We start from the raw sequence: 15107 nt of genomic DNA on the forward strand, positions 1-15107 counted from the left end.
CCGCCTCTAAATCCAACAAATCAGCAAATCTCATCCTTTTCACCCTGGTCATTGCCTTTATCATCTCCTTTGTAAATTTTTTGTTAAATTCACAATATTATATACAATTAGCCCGGTCGCTGTTCTATGCATGTCATGATCTTTTTAACAAAAAACACCTCCCGATCACCGGGAAGTGTTTTTCGTGCTTGAATTAAAAATGGAGACCCCCCTCTTAGGGAATCTCCATTTTTTTATTGTTTGACTTTCGATTTCAGCGGCAGATCCAGCTTGACGATATCCTCATACGTCTCTCTCTGAATGACGAGCTGCGCTTCCCCGTCCTCGACAAAGACGACGGCCGGGCGCGGAATGCGGTTGTAGTTGTTGGCCATGCTGTAGCCGTACGCACCGGTGCAGAAAACGGCGAGCACATCTCCGTCGCGAACTTCGGGGATTTCCAAATCCCAAATCAGCATATCTCCGCTTTCGCAGCATTTTCCTGCGATTGATGCGGTATCATGACAAGCATCGTTCATCCTGTTGGCGACGGCTGCTTCATATTTTGCCTCATAAAGCGCCGGCCTGATATTATCGCTCATGCCGCCGTCGATGGCTACATATTTGCGAATGCCCGGCACCTCTTTTTGAGAACCGATCGTGTACAGCGTAGTCCCCGCATCACCGACGAGAGACCGGCCTGGTTCGATCCAAATCTCAGGGATGTCAAAGCCGAAATGCTCGGCATTTGCTTTGACCGCCTCGATGATTTTTTCAACATAAACATCAGCTGCGAGCGGCTCGTCGTCTTTTGTATAGCGGATGCCGAAGCCCCCGCCAAGATTGAGCACTTCCGGAATGAAAGAGTAAGTCTCCCGCCATTCCGCAAGCTTCTCGAAAATCTTGTCTGCTGCAAGGACAAATCCTGCCGTATCAAAAATTTGCGAACCGATGTGGCAGTGCACGCCGAGGAGCTTAAACGCAGACGAGCGGAGGACTTGTTCGATGGCTTGTTCGACCTGTCCATTATGCAGATCAAAACCGAATTTGGAATCTTCCTGCCCCGTCGTAATATAATCGTGCGTGTGCGCTTCAACTCCCGGAGTGATTCTGAGCAAAACGTCTACAGTTTGTCCTGATCGCTTGCAAAGATCTTCTGTAATGGCGATCTCGTGAAAGTTATCGAGCACGATGCAGCCGATTTGATGCTCCAGCGCCATGGCTAGTTCTTCAGGGCTCTTATTGTTTCCGTGAAAATGAATCCGCTCAGCTGGGAACCCTGCTTTGATCGCAGTGAAAAGCTCTCCTCCCGATACCACATCCAGAGACAGCCCCTCTTGTTCGGCAAGCTGAATCATGGCAACCGATGAAAACGCCTTGCTTGCATACGCTACCTGCGCTTTTAAACCGGCTTCCTTGAATGCCTTCTGGAATTTTCGGGCGCGCTCTCTAATCAGCGCGACATCGTATACATAAAGAGGTGTTCCGTATCTTTCTGCCAATGATAGAACATCGACACCGCCGATTTCGAGGTGCCCTCTTTCATTTTGTCTGCTAGTACCGTGTAAAAACAATTGTCATTCCCTCTTTCTCTATCGACAAAGGTGCAAGGGGCGCTCCGGTTGCTGCCCGATGCATCTTCCGGCTTCATGATAGTGCGATTCTTATGTTGTATTATAACATTTCGTTTTAAAAACTAAACCACCATTTGTCCAAATTTTCTTGATTTATAAAGGAAATGATTCCCTAAACAACTAATCCATTCTATTGATTATAGAATAACAGAAAACAGCGCTTGATAGAAATAGGCATACACAACGTCCATTCAATAAAAAAAGAGCCGAAAAGCTGAGATTTTCGCCCATACAAATAGGCATTTACCTGAATATAATCTTAAAGATGAAAACCAAAAAACGAAGTGGGAAAGAGGTTATCATATGTATCCAAATCGTTATCCCTACACCCCCGCTCCCGGCTATGCACCTGAAGATGTATACGCCCCTTATCAGCCGGCTGCGCATTATGAACAGAGAATTTATGAGCCTTATGAAGGGCAGATTATTACAGCTCCGGCGAATACGAGATTTTGGCGGAGAGGAACTGAGGTTTTCCTTCATTCGTCAACGATTGACCCGTACGGCCGCGAAATGCTGTATGTCGTCTATCCGATCAGAAGACAGAACAACATCTGCAGCCTCCGGGCAGTCGCGATCTCTGCCAATGAATACAGAGGCATCGGTACTCAAAGACCGGAATTCGATTATTGAAAAAGAGGCTTTTCCCCGGGGAAAAGCCTCTTCGAATGCCGGCTTCACGGCTGTCTGGAGCGGTTTCTCGGATGAACGATGCTCGGCCTGACTTTTCCCCCTGGAACGGACGTGCGCACGAGAACATGCCAAAACGCTTTTCCATTGAACGGGAGGAGAGGCCATAAGTAAGGCGTTCGCAATGACCTGATCGAAGTCATCACTATAGTTAAGATCGTTAATCCGATGACAAATCCCTCCACTTTAAAAAGCGCCACCAATATCAGCATAAACAGCTTCACCATTTTATTCGCCAGGCTCAGCTCGTAGCTTGGTGTCGTGTAGGCTCCGATTGCCGAGAGGGAAACGTATAAAATGACTTCGGGAGAAAACAAGCCGACATTGATCGCGATATCGCCGATCAATACAGCGGCGATCAGGCCCATTGCAGTCGAAAGCGCCGTCGGCGTATGAATGGCGGCCATTCTTAAAAATTCGACGCCGAGATCCGCCAGGAAAATCTGCATGATAATCGGAATATGGGTGTCTTTATTCAACCCGATAAACGATAAATTATCAGGCAAGAGCGACGGATGAATGACAAACAGCAGCCAAAGCGGCAGCAAAAAGGTGGAGGCCAAAATACCGAAAAACCGCACCCACCTTAAAAACGTCCCAACAGCCGGCGTCTGTCTGTATTCCTCAGCATGCTGAACATGGTGAAACAAAGTGGTCGGTGTGATGATGACGCTTGGCGACGTATCGACGATCACGATGACATGCCCCTCTAAAATATGGCTTGCGGCTACGTCTGCCCTTTCCGTAAACCTGACAAGCGGAAACGGATTGTAGCCTTGGCCGACCAGGAATTCCTCTACCGATTTATCCGACATCGGCAGCCCGTCGATCTTCACATCTTCAATTTCTTTTTTTAATACTTCAACAAGATCGGGATCTGCAACGTCTTCCAAATAGCAGAGGCAGATGTCTGTTTTAGAGCGTTCACCGATATGAAGCATTTTGTAGCGCAAGCGCTCATCTCTGATCCGGCGTCTAATCAGGGCTGTGTTGACGATGATGTTCTCGACGAGTCCGTCCCTTGCACCGCGTACGACTTTTTCTGTATCAGGTTCTTCCGGCGTTCTGCCCGGGTAGCTTCTGACATCGATGATAAAAGCAAAGCCCGCATCTTCGACGATGATGGCAACCAGTCCTGACAACACTTGGTCGACAGCTTCATCAAGCGTTTCCGCTTTTGAAACCTGCTGGTTCAAAAGCCTGTTTTCGACGATGTCTTCGACCTCGCCCGATTCTTTTTCTTTATCATTCAGATGCACCAGTTCTCTTAACAGGTGAATGATGTATTGTGTGTCGCACAATCCGTTGACATAATAAAGCTGAACTTCATGTCCGAGAATAAAGACCTTCCGTACGCCAAGGTCAAAGCTTTCTCCCATGCCGACCCGCTTCTTGAAATACGCTTCATTCTTAGAAGGATCAAGGAATACGTTCGTCTTCTCTTGCTTTTGAGCACTCATGATACCCGCTCCTTTCTAAAATGAGCTCGACCGCTTTCATTGTAATCGGCGAACCTTTTTCCACATCGTCTTTTCTGTTCATCTTACCGATATCACCGATTCCGACAATGATCGGAACATCCAGCTGGTCAAGGCAATAGACTGTATCACCATTCATTCGTTTGACATCGAACTCTTTGACCCCGTGTTTATCGACGCCGTACTCTGTCAGTTCGCCTTCTGCATCGATTGATACATCGACTCTCGTCCACTCTGCATAATGAGTTTTTGAAGCGACGGCGATGACTCCGAGCACCTCGATATCGGGATGCATCGCTACATATTTCATAGCTGTCTCTCCCGGGCCTTCACCTTGAAGTCCGGAATCATCAAACATGACGAATACAGGATCATGAGGGGTTTGCAGGATCATGGTTACAAGCTCCGGTCCTGTTTTAACGCTCGGATTCCCCGCCGATTGGGAAATGCAGCGGCCACCCGTTTTTCTTGCTGCATATTCGATTGCTTTTGCAGCGTATATATCGCCGTCTGTGACCAAAATGACCTTGCGTTTTGCTGGCATTTTCCTTTATCCTTTCGGTTTAAAAATCACGGCAACAAGAAAAGCGAACAAGATAGCGGCAGATATACCGGCAGATGTCAGTTCAAATATCCCCATGCCGATTCCGATAAAGCCATGTTTCTCAGCCTGGTGCATCGCGCCGTGCAAAAGAGAGTGGCCGAAGCTGACAATCGGGACTGTAGCCCCGGCACCGGCAAATTCGATAAAACGGTCGTAAATGCCGAATCCGTCAAGGATCGCTCCAGATACGACAAAAGTTGACATGACATGAGCCGGCGTCATTTTGAAGATATCAAGCAAGAGCTGTCCGATGACGCAAATCAGCCCGCCTGCAATAAAAGCAATGACATACTCCATCTTAAGCGTTCCCCCTTTCGGCCCGTTCAAATACGACGCCATGGGCAATGCATGGTATCGATTCTTTTTGCTGGATGATCGTCGGGCTTAAAAGGGCGCCTGTCGCGACAACAAGCACTCTGTTCAGCCTTCCCGCTTCAATTTCTTTGAAAATATGGGCAAAGGTGACGACCGCGGAACAAGCGCATCCGCTTCCACCTGCAAAAACTTGCTGGTCAGGCGTATAGATCATCAGCCCGCAGTCATTATGTTTTGTCCCGACATTGATTCCTTCCTCTTTTAACAGATCCTTCAAAATCGGGCTGCCGACGCCTGAAAGGTCGCCGGTTAAGATCAGATCGTAATCATCAGGGGTGCGTCCCAGATCCTCCAAATGCTGCTTGACCGTATCCGCAGCAGCGGGTGCCATCGCCGACCCCATATCTTGCGAATCGGTAATCCCCAAGTCGATAACCCTTCCGACAGTTGCGCTTGTAATTTTAATTCCGCCGGGCTGCTGGCTGAGGACGACCGCTCCGCTTCCGGTCACTGTCGAAGTCGCGGTTCCCGGTTTTTGCCCCCCGTATTCCGTCGGGTAGCGGAACTGCCTTTCTGCCGTAGCATTATGGCTGCTGGTTGCCGCTAGGGCGCGCTTTGCGAAACCCCCGTCAATCAACGCCGAACTGATCGCGATCGATTCCATTGATGTCGAGCATGCTCCAAATAAGCAGAGAAAAGGAATTTTCAAATGCCGCGCCACATAGTTGGCTGTCACGTTTTGGTTGAGCAGATCGCCAGCCAAAAAGATATCGATGTCTTCCTTTTTAAGATTTTGTTTTGATAACGCGGACTGAACCGCATCCTCCATCAGCTTGCGCTCTGCCATTTCCCAGTTTTTCTGGTTGCAGTGCATTTCATCATAGCTTTTGTCAAATAAGTGTCCAAGAGGACCTTCTTTTTCTTTGGGACCGACCGCTGTTCCGCTTGAGTTAACAAACAGCGGGTTCTCGAATTCCCATGTTTGTTTTCCTGTTAATTTCATGATGTTTTCCTCCTAAAACAGCTTGTCAAAGGCAAAGCGGATCATCCCCACAATATAAGCGGCCACAACACCGAACACGATGACGTTTCCCGCAAGCTTGAACATGTTTGTACCTACGCCGAGGACGTAGCCTTCGCTTTTGTGCTCAAGCGCTGCGCTCGTCATACTGTTGGCAAACCCTGTAACCGGAACGGCAGAACCAGCGCCGGCGAACTGTCCGATTCTGTCGTAGACGCCAAGGCCTGTTAACAGAGCGGAGATCAGGATCAGCGTGGCAACCGTCGGGTTCCCGGCCGTTTTTTCATCAAAATGGAACACAGCCATATAAAAATTCTGGAAAGCCTGGCCGATCGTACAAATCAGACCACCGACGAGAAATGCCTTGATACAGTTCAGGACATAAGGCGGTGAAGGCTGATACGCTTTAACTTTCGATTGATAATTATCTTTCAAACTTGACATCATAATCCTCCTTTTATGACAAATGAACAAAAATGAGCCATTGGAACATCGATCCGAGAATCTTGCCGAAAACAATGGCCATTAAAAGTATCAAAATCCGGTCTCCCATCCCGATGCGTTTCGCCAGTATCGGCAGCACGTTCAAGACTTCTGTTAGCGCCGCTGCAAGCATTCCAATGAAAACGCCCGCAAAAAGGCCGATCGGAACAAGCAGCCATTTGGATAAAAAAAAGCGGGACATGTTCAGCGATTCCCATCCTCCGAAAACCGCGCCTAAAATGACAGCCCATTCATACGCCTGGATAAATCCTTTTGTTTTCGTCAGCTGAGTCAGCCTCGGGATAATGCCAAGCACGGTAAGAAAAGCGACAAAGCCGGATCCAACAGCAACCCCTCCTGCGAGTCCGAGAAAGATGATAAATATCACGCTAATGATCATGAATATCCTTTGTCGTTTCTTTGTTTTCGTGCATGGCCACATAATGGTCCAAATCAAGCTGATATTTAAACATCTCGACCTCCAGGGGGCTGGGCTCCTCGTTAAACCGTTTTTTAAATAAATGATTAAAAAACAAGATCATGCCGAGGCCGAGACCGATGCTGTACGGAACCTGCAAAAGGTATGGGTAGCGGTTCACCTTGCCCGTCACCATTTCGTAAAGCAGGATGTGCACTTCCCTCATGCTGACATCTTCATGAAAGTTCATGACGGCAAGGCCGGCACCGACGAACAAGAGCAGCCAGACGGCGATGAAAAGCACGGGCGACAGACCCCTTTTCGGATATTGGATCTCCACGATGGTTTCAGAACCGCCGACGGTTTGGACATCAAGGTCAGGAAACGATTTATGTACAGCTTCAATCACCTTCATCACGTCCAGCACCACCATGCTTTGATCCGCTTTGCTGACCTGATAAATAGGCAGCCGTTCAAGCTTTTCTTTGTATCGGCGGTCACCCGCTACCTGTGCGATATGGCCGAGCAAAATCAATTCATCCGGATCTGCCTCAAGCCGGTGGCGGAGTCTGATAAAAACTTGACGTTCCATCTGGGTCACTTCCTATATGATGGTTATAGTTGTAGTATGAAGTACATCCCATTTATCATTCAGAAAGGCGCAAAAGACCATAAATTACCACACAAAAAAACCGGAACGCTCCCAAGAGCGTCCGGTTTTTCATCGGACATCCGAGGCTGCCTGCAACATGAGCAGCCTCAGCTTTCAAAATGGTCCATCTGGTTTTTGATTTGCTTTAAAATCTTTTTCTCAAGCCTCGAGACTTGCACCTGGGATATGCCGAGGCGGTCGGCAACTTCAGATTGCGTCTTGTCTTTGTAATACCTTAAATAAACAATCAGCTTTTCCCGTTCATCCAAATCCTTGATGGCTTCCTTCAAAGCGATTTTATCGAACCACTTCTCTTCCGACTGATCGGCGATTTGGTCCAGAAGTGTAATCGGGTCCCCGTCGTTTTCGTAAACCGTTTCATGAATGGACGAGGGAGAGCGGACCGCTTCCTGGGCCATCACGACCTCTTCTGAACTGATTTCGAGATAATCGGCGATTTCCTGAACGGTCGGAATCCGGCCGTTTGACTTGGAAAGCTCGTCTTTCGCCCGCCGGATTTTGTTGCCGAGTTCTTTCAGCGAGCGGCTCACTTTGACGGTTCCGTCATCTCTGATAAACCGCTGAATCTCGCCGATAATCATCGGAACGGCGTAGGTGGAAAACCGAACGTCATAGGAAAGATCGAATTTGTCCACCGACTTCAAGAGGCCGATGCAGCCGATTTGAAAGAGGTCGTCAGGCTCATAGCCTCTGTTCAAAAAACGCTGAACGACAGACCAAACAAGACGCATGTTTTTTTCTATGAGGAGGTCCCTTGCTTTTTGATCGCCGTTCTGGCTGTTTTTAATCAGTTCTTTCACTTCATGGTCTTTAAGCTGAGTGTTCTGGTTTTCTTTTTTAACCTCCACATCCATAACAAATCTCCCTTAATTGCAAAGCGCTTTGCTTTTTGATAAGTGCTTTGTTAAGTGTATTGTGGTTCCCATCTCAGGTGAGGAGTCGATCGAAATATCATCCATGAAATTTTCCATGATCGTAAAGCCCATTCCCGACCGCTCGAGTTCAGGCTTTGTCGTGAACAGGGGCTGGCGCGCTTCTTCAAGATCAGGGATGCCGACTCCTTCGTCGCGGATCGTTAAATAGACAATATGGTCCTCGAGAGTGACGGAAATATATACGTTTCCCTGCCCTGAGTTTTCATAACCGTGAATGATCGCGTTTGTGACCGCTTCGGATACGACCGTTTTAATTTCGGTCAGTTCATCCATCGTCGGGTCAAGCTGAGCGATAAAAGCAGCGACTGTCACCCGTGCAAACGATTCATTTTGGCTGAGCGCTGTAAACTGAATGTTCATTTCATTTTTCATGACGCCACCCCCAACGTTTCAAGTGCACGCTGCTCTGATTGCTCAAGGCGAATGATTTTAAACAGCCCGGACATATCAAATAAACGTTTGACAGCAGGGGAAATGGCGCAGACGATCATTTCTCCGCCGAGCTGCTTAATCTCCTTATATCTGCCGAGCACGACGCCAAGCCCTGAACTGTCCATAAACGAAAGGTCTGCAAGATTCATGACAATATGGCGAATGTCGGTTTGTTCCAGATGGTCACTGACTTGTTTTCTCAAGGTTTCTGCTGTATGGTGATCGAGTTCACCTGTCAACCGAATGCATAATACGGATTCTTTGACGTGAATATCGATTCCGAGGCTCATCCTCATTCCTCCTTGGTTTAAATCGGATAATGAGTGTTTCGCTTCAGACTTTATAAATTCCTTCACCGTGACAAAACTAGTGACCGTTCGGCATTATTCACTCCACTTCGTCCAGTGGGTCATCGTCCGCTTGAACATCGTCCACATCCCCGCTTTGTCCATATCTTTTTCAGCGACAAGAGGACTTTCAGCGAGCACCTTTCCATCCTTTTTCAAAACGAGCGTCCCAAGCTCTGTGCCTTTTTTGACAGGGGCCTGGATATCTTCTTTCTGTTTGATTTCTTTTTTAACAGATTCGATATTTTCGCCTTTTTTCGTCAAAAGGGAAATCGGTTCTGATGTGACAAGGTTTATTTTTTGCTCACGGCCTTTATTGACCTTCAAATCGGAAATGATTTCGTTACGTTTATACATCGGATGCGTTTCATATTGGCTGAACGCAAAATCAAGCATTTTTGTGATTTGGGCATTTCGTTCTTTCGGCGTGCTGGCTCCAAAAACGACAGCGATGACGCGCATGTTTCCTTTTTTCGCTGAAGCTGTCAGACAGTACTTTGCTTCATTTGTAAAGCCGGTCTTGACTCCATCAACACCTGGATAAAATTTGATGAGGCGGTTTGTGTTGACGAGCCAGAATTTTTTATCAGTGTTTTCTCTCAGATAGTCTTCATACGTTCCCGTAAATTTCGTGATGTTTTCATATTTTAAAAGCTCTTTCGCCATGAGCGCCATGTCATAGGCTGTGCTGTAATGGCCTTCTTCAGGCAGACCTGTCGTATTTTGAAAAGACGTATCCTTGAGGCCGAGCTCAGCAGCTTTTTCATTCATTCTTTTGACGAATTCCTCTTCAGACCCCGCAATATGCTCTGCCATTGCAACAGAGGCATCATTACCCGATCCGATGGCGATCCCTTTCAGCATATCTTCAACCGTCATTTCTTCACCGGGCTCTAGAAAAATTTGCGAACCCCCCATTGAAGCGGCATACTCGCTTGTTCTGACTTTGTCTTTCATTTTGATTTTGCCTTCATCAAGGGCCTCCATGATCAGCAGCATGGTCATCACCTTTGTCATGCTGGCCGGAGGAAGCTTTTCACGGCTGTTCTTGTCATACATCACCTTACCGGTATCCCGCTCGATTAAAACGGCAGATTTTGCGTCATCAGCAAGCTCCGACGGTTTCTTTGCGCTCTCTTTTGCAAGCGCCGACGGCGCAGTCATCAGGATTATCGTAAAAATCAGCAATTTGGATAAATGACGTTTCATCACCCAGACCTCCATTTCGTAATCCTCTCTATTTTTTCCAATCCGGTTGGATTTATACGGATCGGTTGGAAAAAATTTCTCAACGACCAAAAAGAAAGAGCCAATGCAGGCTCTCATTTGAACTTGCACTGGCTCATATTTCAACTTCGCTGTAGTTTTAGCCGATTTTGGCGACTGCCGCTTTAACAAACCGCAAGAAGTCGGCTTTTACTTTTTCGGTGACTTCGATCACTTCATCATGGGAGAGCGGCTGATCGAGGATTCCGGCTGCCGCGTTTGATATACACGAAATGCCGAGCACGCGAAGGCCCGCATGTTTTGCCACGATGACTTCCGGAACCGTCGACATGCCGACGGCATCCGATCCGATCGTTCTGAGGAACCGCACTTCGGCAGGCGTTTCGTATGTAGGTCCTGTAACGGCTGTGTAAACCCCTTCTTGTACGCTGATGTTCAATTCTTCGGCTGTTTTTTTCGCCAAGAGGCGCAGTTCCTTATCATATGCGGACGACATATCCGGGAATCTGACGCCGAGCGAGGAATCGTTTGGACCGATCAGCGGGTTCGTTCCCATATAATTGATATGATCGGATATGATCATCAAATCGCCGGGACGGAACGATTCATTGACGCCGCCTGCGGCATTGGTCACGATTAAAGTCTCGATCCCCAGCTCTTTCATGACACGGACAGGGAAGGTTACCTTGTCCATGGAATACCCTTCGTAAAAATGAAAACGCCCTTGCATCGCGACGACTTGCACATTTTCAAGTCTGCCGATGACAAGCTGTCCGGCATGCCCTTCAACAGTGGAAACAGGAAAGTCCGGGATGTCTTCATATTTAATGCGGACGGCGTCTTCTATCTCATCGGCAAGCACGCCAAGGCCGGATCCCAATATCAGGCCGACCGCAGGTTTGATTTCCGTTTTGCTTTTAATATAGTCTGCGGCATTTGCAATCATCTGTTTCACGTCGTTTCCTCCTATTTCAGCAGGGATAAAAAGCTTTTTCCGTACTTTGGCATATTCGTTTTAAAGTTGTCGGCGATCGTTGCGCCGATGTCCGCGAATGTATCTGCGAGCGGAAGCGCCCCAGGCTTTTCGTGTTTTTTGCTGTATACAAGAAGCGGAACGTACTCCCTTGTATGATCAGTGCCATGGTGAACCGGATCATTGCCGTGGTCGGCGGTAATGATGAGCAGATCATCTTCGCGCATCTTTTCAAATACTTCAGGAAGGCGCGCGTCGAACTCTTCGAGCGCTTTTCCGTATCCTTCCGGATCGCGGCGGTGTCCGAACAGCGCATCAAAGTCCACGAGGTTTACAAAGCTGATCCCAGTAAAACCTTTGTCAAGCGTTTGCACCAGCTTGTCCATCCCGTCCATATTCGATTTCGTTCTGAGCGATTCCGTAATGCCCTCGCCGTCGTAGATATCGGAGATTTTGCCGATCGCAATCACATCAAAGCTGTCATCTTTCAATTCATTCATCACGGTTCTGTCAAACGGCTTCAGCGCATAATCATGGCGGTTCGGCGTCCGTTTAAATTCGCCCGGCTTGCCGACAAACGGCCTCGCAATAACGCGTCCGACCATATATTTCTCGTCAAGCGTCAGCTCGCGCGCGATCTCGCAGATCTTGTACAATTCCTCGAGAGGCACGACTTCTTCGTGTGCGGCAATCTGCAGAACGGAGTCTGCTGAGGTGTAGACGATCAGCGCGCCGGTTTCCATATGCTCCGCACCGAGTTCATCCAAAATCGCAGTGCCTGATGCAGGCTTGTTTCCAATCACTTTTCTTCCGGATTTCTGTTCAAGTTCGTGGATCAATTCGTCCGGAAAACCTTCGGGAAACACCCGGAAAGGTTTGTCTATGTAAAGTCCCATAATCTCCCAATGGCCAGTCATCGTATCTTTTCCGTTTGAGGCTTCTTTCATTTTGCCGTAATAGGCAAGCGGCTTTTCCGCCTTTTCGACGCCTTTGATTTCACGGATGTTGCTGAGCCCGAGCTTTGCCATGTTCGGCAGGCTGATGCCTCCCATGTGTTCGGCAATGTGGCCCAATGTATCTGCGCCTTTGTCATTAAATTTTTCGGCATCAGGCGCCTCGCCGATTCCAACGGAATCCATTACAATTAAAAATACGCGGTTATAATCAAATGCAGGCATTTGTCGGCCTCCTTTTTTTCTTTCTGTCAGCTATAGGCTGTCACGCTTGGCATAAAAAAACCAAAATACCGCTATTAGCCAAGTATAAACCGTTTACACAACAGTTGACAATACGAACGGAAATAGTGAGAAACTTCCCGCAATTTGCTACTCCCTCAACATGAAAAACCGTGCTACCGCCTGTCCTTTCAGGCTATGCACGGGGATGGTATTGCCTATACACATCTTTCAGCCTTGTTTTCGTCACGTGCGTATAAATTTGCGTCGTCGAAATGTCGGCGTGTCCGAGCATTTCCTGAACGGCCCGGAGATCGGCTCCGTTTTCGAGCAAGTGTGTGGCGAATGAGTGCCTCAGCGTGTGCGGCGTCAGCTCTTTATTAATTCCCGCTTCCAAAGCGATTTTCTTTAAATTTTTCCAAAACCCCTGGCGGCTCATTTGTCTGCCGTGGTGATTCAGAAACAGGGCGTCTTCGGTATTTTTTTTCAAAAGCTTGCCCCTCGCTTTTGACAGATATTCGCCGACCGCATGTGACGCCGCTTCGCCGAGCGGAACGATCCGCTCCTTTCTTCCTTTCCCGAAGCAGCGGATAAAGCCCATCGATAAATGGACATCGGACAGCTTTAATGCGATCATCTCGCTGACGCGGATTCCTGTCGCATACAATAACTCCAGCATTGCTTTATCGCGGTAGCCGAACGGCCCCGTCAGCTTCGGCGTATCCAAAAGCGTTTCGACTTCCTGTAATGACAGCACCTTCGGAAGGGTCCGTTCCGTTTTTTGCGATTCAATATGGACGGACGGGTCCTGGGCCGTCACTTTTTCCCTCAGCAGAAACTGGTGAAAGCTGCGGATGGAAGCGAGATGCCTCGCGACCGTCTTTCCGGATTTTCCGGCGTCTTTTAAATGCTTCAAAAACTGGATGATGTGCAGCCTTGTCACCTGGTCAAAAGAGTTCAGCTGCTCCTGCTCCTCTAAATAGGCGGCGTAGCTGTTCAAATCCCGTTCATAGCTCACAACCGTGTTGTGGGAAAGCCCCCGTTCAACAACGGCGTAGTGGATAAAGTCTTTAATATGAACTTTCACGCTATCCTACTCCCCGTTCAAATAAAAAAAGATTAACCGGTTAAACCAGCTGCCCTGCTCGTCCTCTTCCATCGAGGCGACCTTGAGGGCTGCTCCTTCAGGTTTATCATACCGATGATAGTTTTCATACTCTGAATTTATCCATATCATAGCATAATAAAACAAGACGGTAAAACCGGTAAACAGCACAAACACCTTGATCATATCGGCGGCCGTTTTCAGCATTTTCATACGGTTTCAGGTCCCTTCTTTTGATTCGATTACTAAAACTTATGCCAAATGAGACAAGTTTTATACGTCTGAATCAAAAAAGAACCCGCTCATGGCTGAAAGGGTTCTCTCCGGTTTAGGCTATTCCGATTCCTTTTGCTGACAGTCATGACAGATGCCGTGGAACGTCAGCCTGTGGTCTTTTATTTTAAATTTCCAATCCTTTTCAATGATTTCTTCCACGTCTTCAAGCAAATCTTCTTCAATTTCAACAACCGAACCGCATTCCATACAAACCAGGTGGTGATGGAAATGGGCGGCACCTTCTTTGCGGAGGTCATATCTTGACACACCGTCGCCAAAATTGATTTTATCCACTACTTTTAATTCAGTTAACAGTTCAAGAGTCCGATATACTGTCGCAAGACCAATCTCAGGAGATTTCTCTTTTACGAGGAGGTATACATCTTCTGCGCTTAAATGGTCTTCCTCATTCTCTAGCAGCACCCTTACAGTAGCCTCGCGCTGAGGGGTGAGTTTATAGCTGGAAGAATGCAGTTGCTTTTTAATCCGATCAATACGTGTTTCCATTGACTTTCCCTCCTACGCCGCATTACCTAGCTTATTATAACAAAACAAGCGCAGAGAGCCAACTATAATCATTATAAATTGAGAAACAAAATGAATATTTTTTAATAATCATTATAAATTAATGCTGTTTCGGCAAGACGTACTCTGTCAGCTTTTCCATCAACACTGGCGAAAGGTATGCTTCAAAGAAAGAGGATATAAGAGACATTGCGAGAATCAGGACGAGTACAAAAGCGTAGCGGCCAAACCAATGGACAGGTGCTTCTGCAAGGCTGCGTTTAACAAAAAGCTGGCGGATGAGCCTCATCGAAAAGGCGATGGCGCAGGTGCCCATGATCAAGTACGCCGGGATCAGCAGAATATTTTGCGGGAGCACGGAGACAAAAGACAGGAAAAAGCCGTTGATTCCCATTTGATTGACCAAAAAGCCGACTGTAAATCCGACGACGATCCCTTTTAAGAAGACCATGATAAAAATGACGGGCAGACCGATGATGGATATCCCGAGAATCCACATTAAGCCTAAATATTTCATATTATGAAGAAAGCTCTGCAAAAACATTTCCTTTGAGCTGGCTGCTTTTCCTTCGGAAAGCTGTCCAAAAAATTGATTCAAATAGTAGAACAAATCTTCTTTTTGACCGATCGTCATGCTGTTGACGATGACCGCGCCGAAAATCACACCCATTAAGAACAGCACAGAAACAAATAAATAGATCGACAGATGGTCCTTCATATGTTGAAAGATGAGCTCTTTGATTGTGGGCTTCCGCATGTATCTTCCTCCCAGACGTGCTTTTGATTTTAATAGATTGTATGAGAGAAAAGAGAGCCG

Annotated in this window: 19 protein-coding genes; 1 reads left to right on the forward strand and 18 read right to left on the reverse strand. The window is 47.4% G+C overall.

Annotation, left to right across the window (positions count from 1 at the left end; all coding sequences use genetic code 11):
- Positions 1-233: 233 nt before the first annotated feature.
- On the reverse strand, positions 234-1553 hold the full coding sequence (gene lysA, locus H7F26_RS18670; protein WP_003183141.1) for a diaminopimelate decarboxylase: 1320 nt from the start codon (positions 1551-1553) through the stop codon (positions 234-236).
- Between the two features lie 363 nt (positions 1554-1916).
- On the opposite strand from lysA, the gene H7F26_RS18675 reads away from it, so the two are divergent.
- Positions 1917-2246 carry a hypothetical protein gene (locus tag H7F26_RS18675; protein ID WP_003183143.1) on the forward strand — a complete coding sequence of 110 codons (330 nt, stop codon included), beginning with the start codon at positions 1917-1919 and terminating at the stop codon, positions 2244-2246.
- A gap of 44 nt (positions 2247-2290) precedes the next feature.
- On the opposite strand, the gene H7F26_RS18680 is transcribed toward H7F26_RS18675, so the two are convergent.
- From H7F26_RS18680 to spoIIM, 17 genes are all read right to left on the reverse strand, one after another.
- The gene (locus tag H7F26_RS18680; protein ID WP_003183145.1) at positions 2291-3763 is read right to left on the reverse strand and encodes a spore germination protein; all 1473 of its coding nucleotides are present in this window, start codon (positions 3761-3763) and stop codon (positions 2291-2293) included.
- Positions 3723-4325 carry a stage V sporulation protein SpoVABEA gene (locus H7F26_RS18685; protein WP_003183148.1) on the reverse strand — a complete coding sequence of 201 codons (603 nt, stop codon included), beginning with the start codon at positions 4323-4325 and terminating at the stop codon, positions 3723-3725. The genes H7F26_RS18680 and H7F26_RS18685 overlap by 41 nt, the downstream gene beginning before the upstream one ends.
- A gap of 6 nt (positions 4326-4331) precedes the next feature.
- Positions 4332-4682 carry a stage V sporulation protein AE gene (gene spoVAE / locus H7F26_RS18690; protein ID WP_003183151.1) on the reverse strand — a complete coding sequence of 117 codons (351 nt, stop codon included), beginning with the start codon at positions 4680-4682 and terminating at the stop codon, positions 4332-4334.
- A gap of 1 nt (position 4683) precedes the next feature.
- Positions 4684-5703, reverse strand: a complete 1020-nt coding sequence (gene spoVAD / locus H7F26_RS18695) for a stage V sporulation protein AD (RefSeq protein WP_003183153.1) — start codon at positions 5701-5703, stop codon at positions 4684-4686.
- Between the two features lie 12 nt (positions 5704-5715).
- Positions 5716-6165 (reverse strand): stage V sporulation protein AC, encoded by a 450-nt coding sequence (spoVAC, locus tag H7F26_RS18700; protein ID WP_003183155.1) that lies wholly within the window; start codon positions 6163-6165, stop codon positions 5716-5718.
- 13 nt (positions 6166-6178) lie between these two features.
- Positions 6179-6604: a stage V sporulation protein AB gene (locus H7F26_RS18705; RefSeq protein ID WP_003183156.1), complete on the reverse strand. Its 426-nt coding sequence runs from the start codon at positions 6602-6604 to the stop codon at positions 6179-6181.
- On the reverse strand, positions 6594-7214 hold the full coding sequence (locus tag H7F26_RS18710) for a stage V sporulation protein AA (RefSeq protein ID WP_003183159.1): 621 nt from the start codon (positions 7212-7214) through the stop codon (positions 6594-6596). The genes H7F26_RS18705 and H7F26_RS18710 overlap by 11 nt, the downstream gene beginning before the upstream one ends.
- Before the next feature lie 167 nt (positions 7215-7381).
- Complete coding sequence (sigF, locus tag H7F26_RS18715) at positions 7382-8149, reverse strand: RNA polymerase sporulation sigma factor SigF (protein WP_003183162.1); 768 nt, start codon at positions 8147-8149, stop codon at positions 7382-7384.
- A 12-nt stretch (positions 8150-8161) separates the two neighbouring features.
- Entirely contained in the window at positions 8162-8602 is a 441-nt protein-coding gene (spoIIAB, locus tag H7F26_RS18720; RefSeq protein ID WP_003183165.1) for an anti-sigma F factor, read from the reverse strand.
- Positions 8599-8952 (reverse strand): anti-sigma F factor antagonist, encoded by a 354-nt coding sequence (gene spoIIAA / locus H7F26_RS18725; protein ID WP_003183167.1) that lies wholly within the window; start codon positions 8950-8952, stop codon positions 8599-8601. Before spoIIAA ends, spoIIAB begins: the two co-directional genes overlap by 4 nt.
- A gap of 93 nt (positions 8953-9045) precedes the next feature.
- Positions 9046-10218, reverse strand: coding sequence for a D-alanyl-D-alanine carboxypeptidase family protein (locus tag H7F26_RS18730; RefSeq protein ID WP_011198088.1), 1173 nt, complete (start codon positions 10216-10218; stop codon positions 9046-9048).
- Positions 10219-10375: 157 nt separating this feature from the next.
- Positions 10376-11182 (reverse strand): purine-nucleoside phosphorylase, encoded by an 807-nt coding sequence (locus tag H7F26_RS18735; RefSeq protein ID WP_035316189.1) that lies wholly within the window; start codon positions 11180-11182, stop codon positions 10376-10378.
- A 20-nt stretch (positions 11183-11202) separates the two neighbouring features.
- A complete protein-coding gene (gene deoB, locus H7F26_RS18740) occupies positions 11203-12387 on the reverse strand; it encodes a phosphopentomutase (protein WP_003183173.1) in 1185 nt (394 codons plus the stop codon).
- A gap of 193 nt (positions 12388-12580) precedes the next feature.
- Positions 12581-13471: a site-specific tyrosine recombinase XerD gene (xerD, locus tag H7F26_RS18745; RefSeq protein WP_003183174.1), complete on the reverse strand. Its 891-nt coding sequence runs from the start codon at positions 13469-13471 to the stop codon at positions 12581-12583.
- A gap of 6 nt (positions 13472-13477) precedes the next feature.
- Complete coding sequence (locus H7F26_RS18750; RefSeq protein ID WP_003183175.1) at positions 13478-13702, reverse strand: YqzK family protein; 225 nt, start codon at positions 13700-13702, stop codon at positions 13478-13480.
- Positions 13703-13822: 120 nt separating this feature from the next.
- Positions 13823-14272 (reverse strand): ferric iron uptake transcriptional regulator, encoded by a 450-nt coding sequence (gene fur / locus H7F26_RS18755; protein WP_003183178.1) that lies wholly within the window; start codon positions 14270-14272, stop codon positions 13823-13825.
- A 118-nt stretch (positions 14273-14390) separates the two neighbouring features.
- Positions 14391-15047 carry a stage II sporulation protein M gene (gene spoIIM, locus H7F26_RS18760; RefSeq protein ID WP_003183180.1) on the reverse strand — a complete coding sequence of 219 codons (657 nt, stop codon included), beginning with the start codon at positions 15045-15047 and terminating at the stop codon, positions 14391-14393.
- Between the last annotated feature and the right edge of the window lie 60 nt (positions 15048-15107).

It is taken from the genome of Bacillus sp. PAMC28748, assembly GCF_014250415.1.
GTDB lineage: Bacteria > Bacillota > Bacilli > Bacillales > Bacillaceae > Bacillus > Bacillus licheniformis.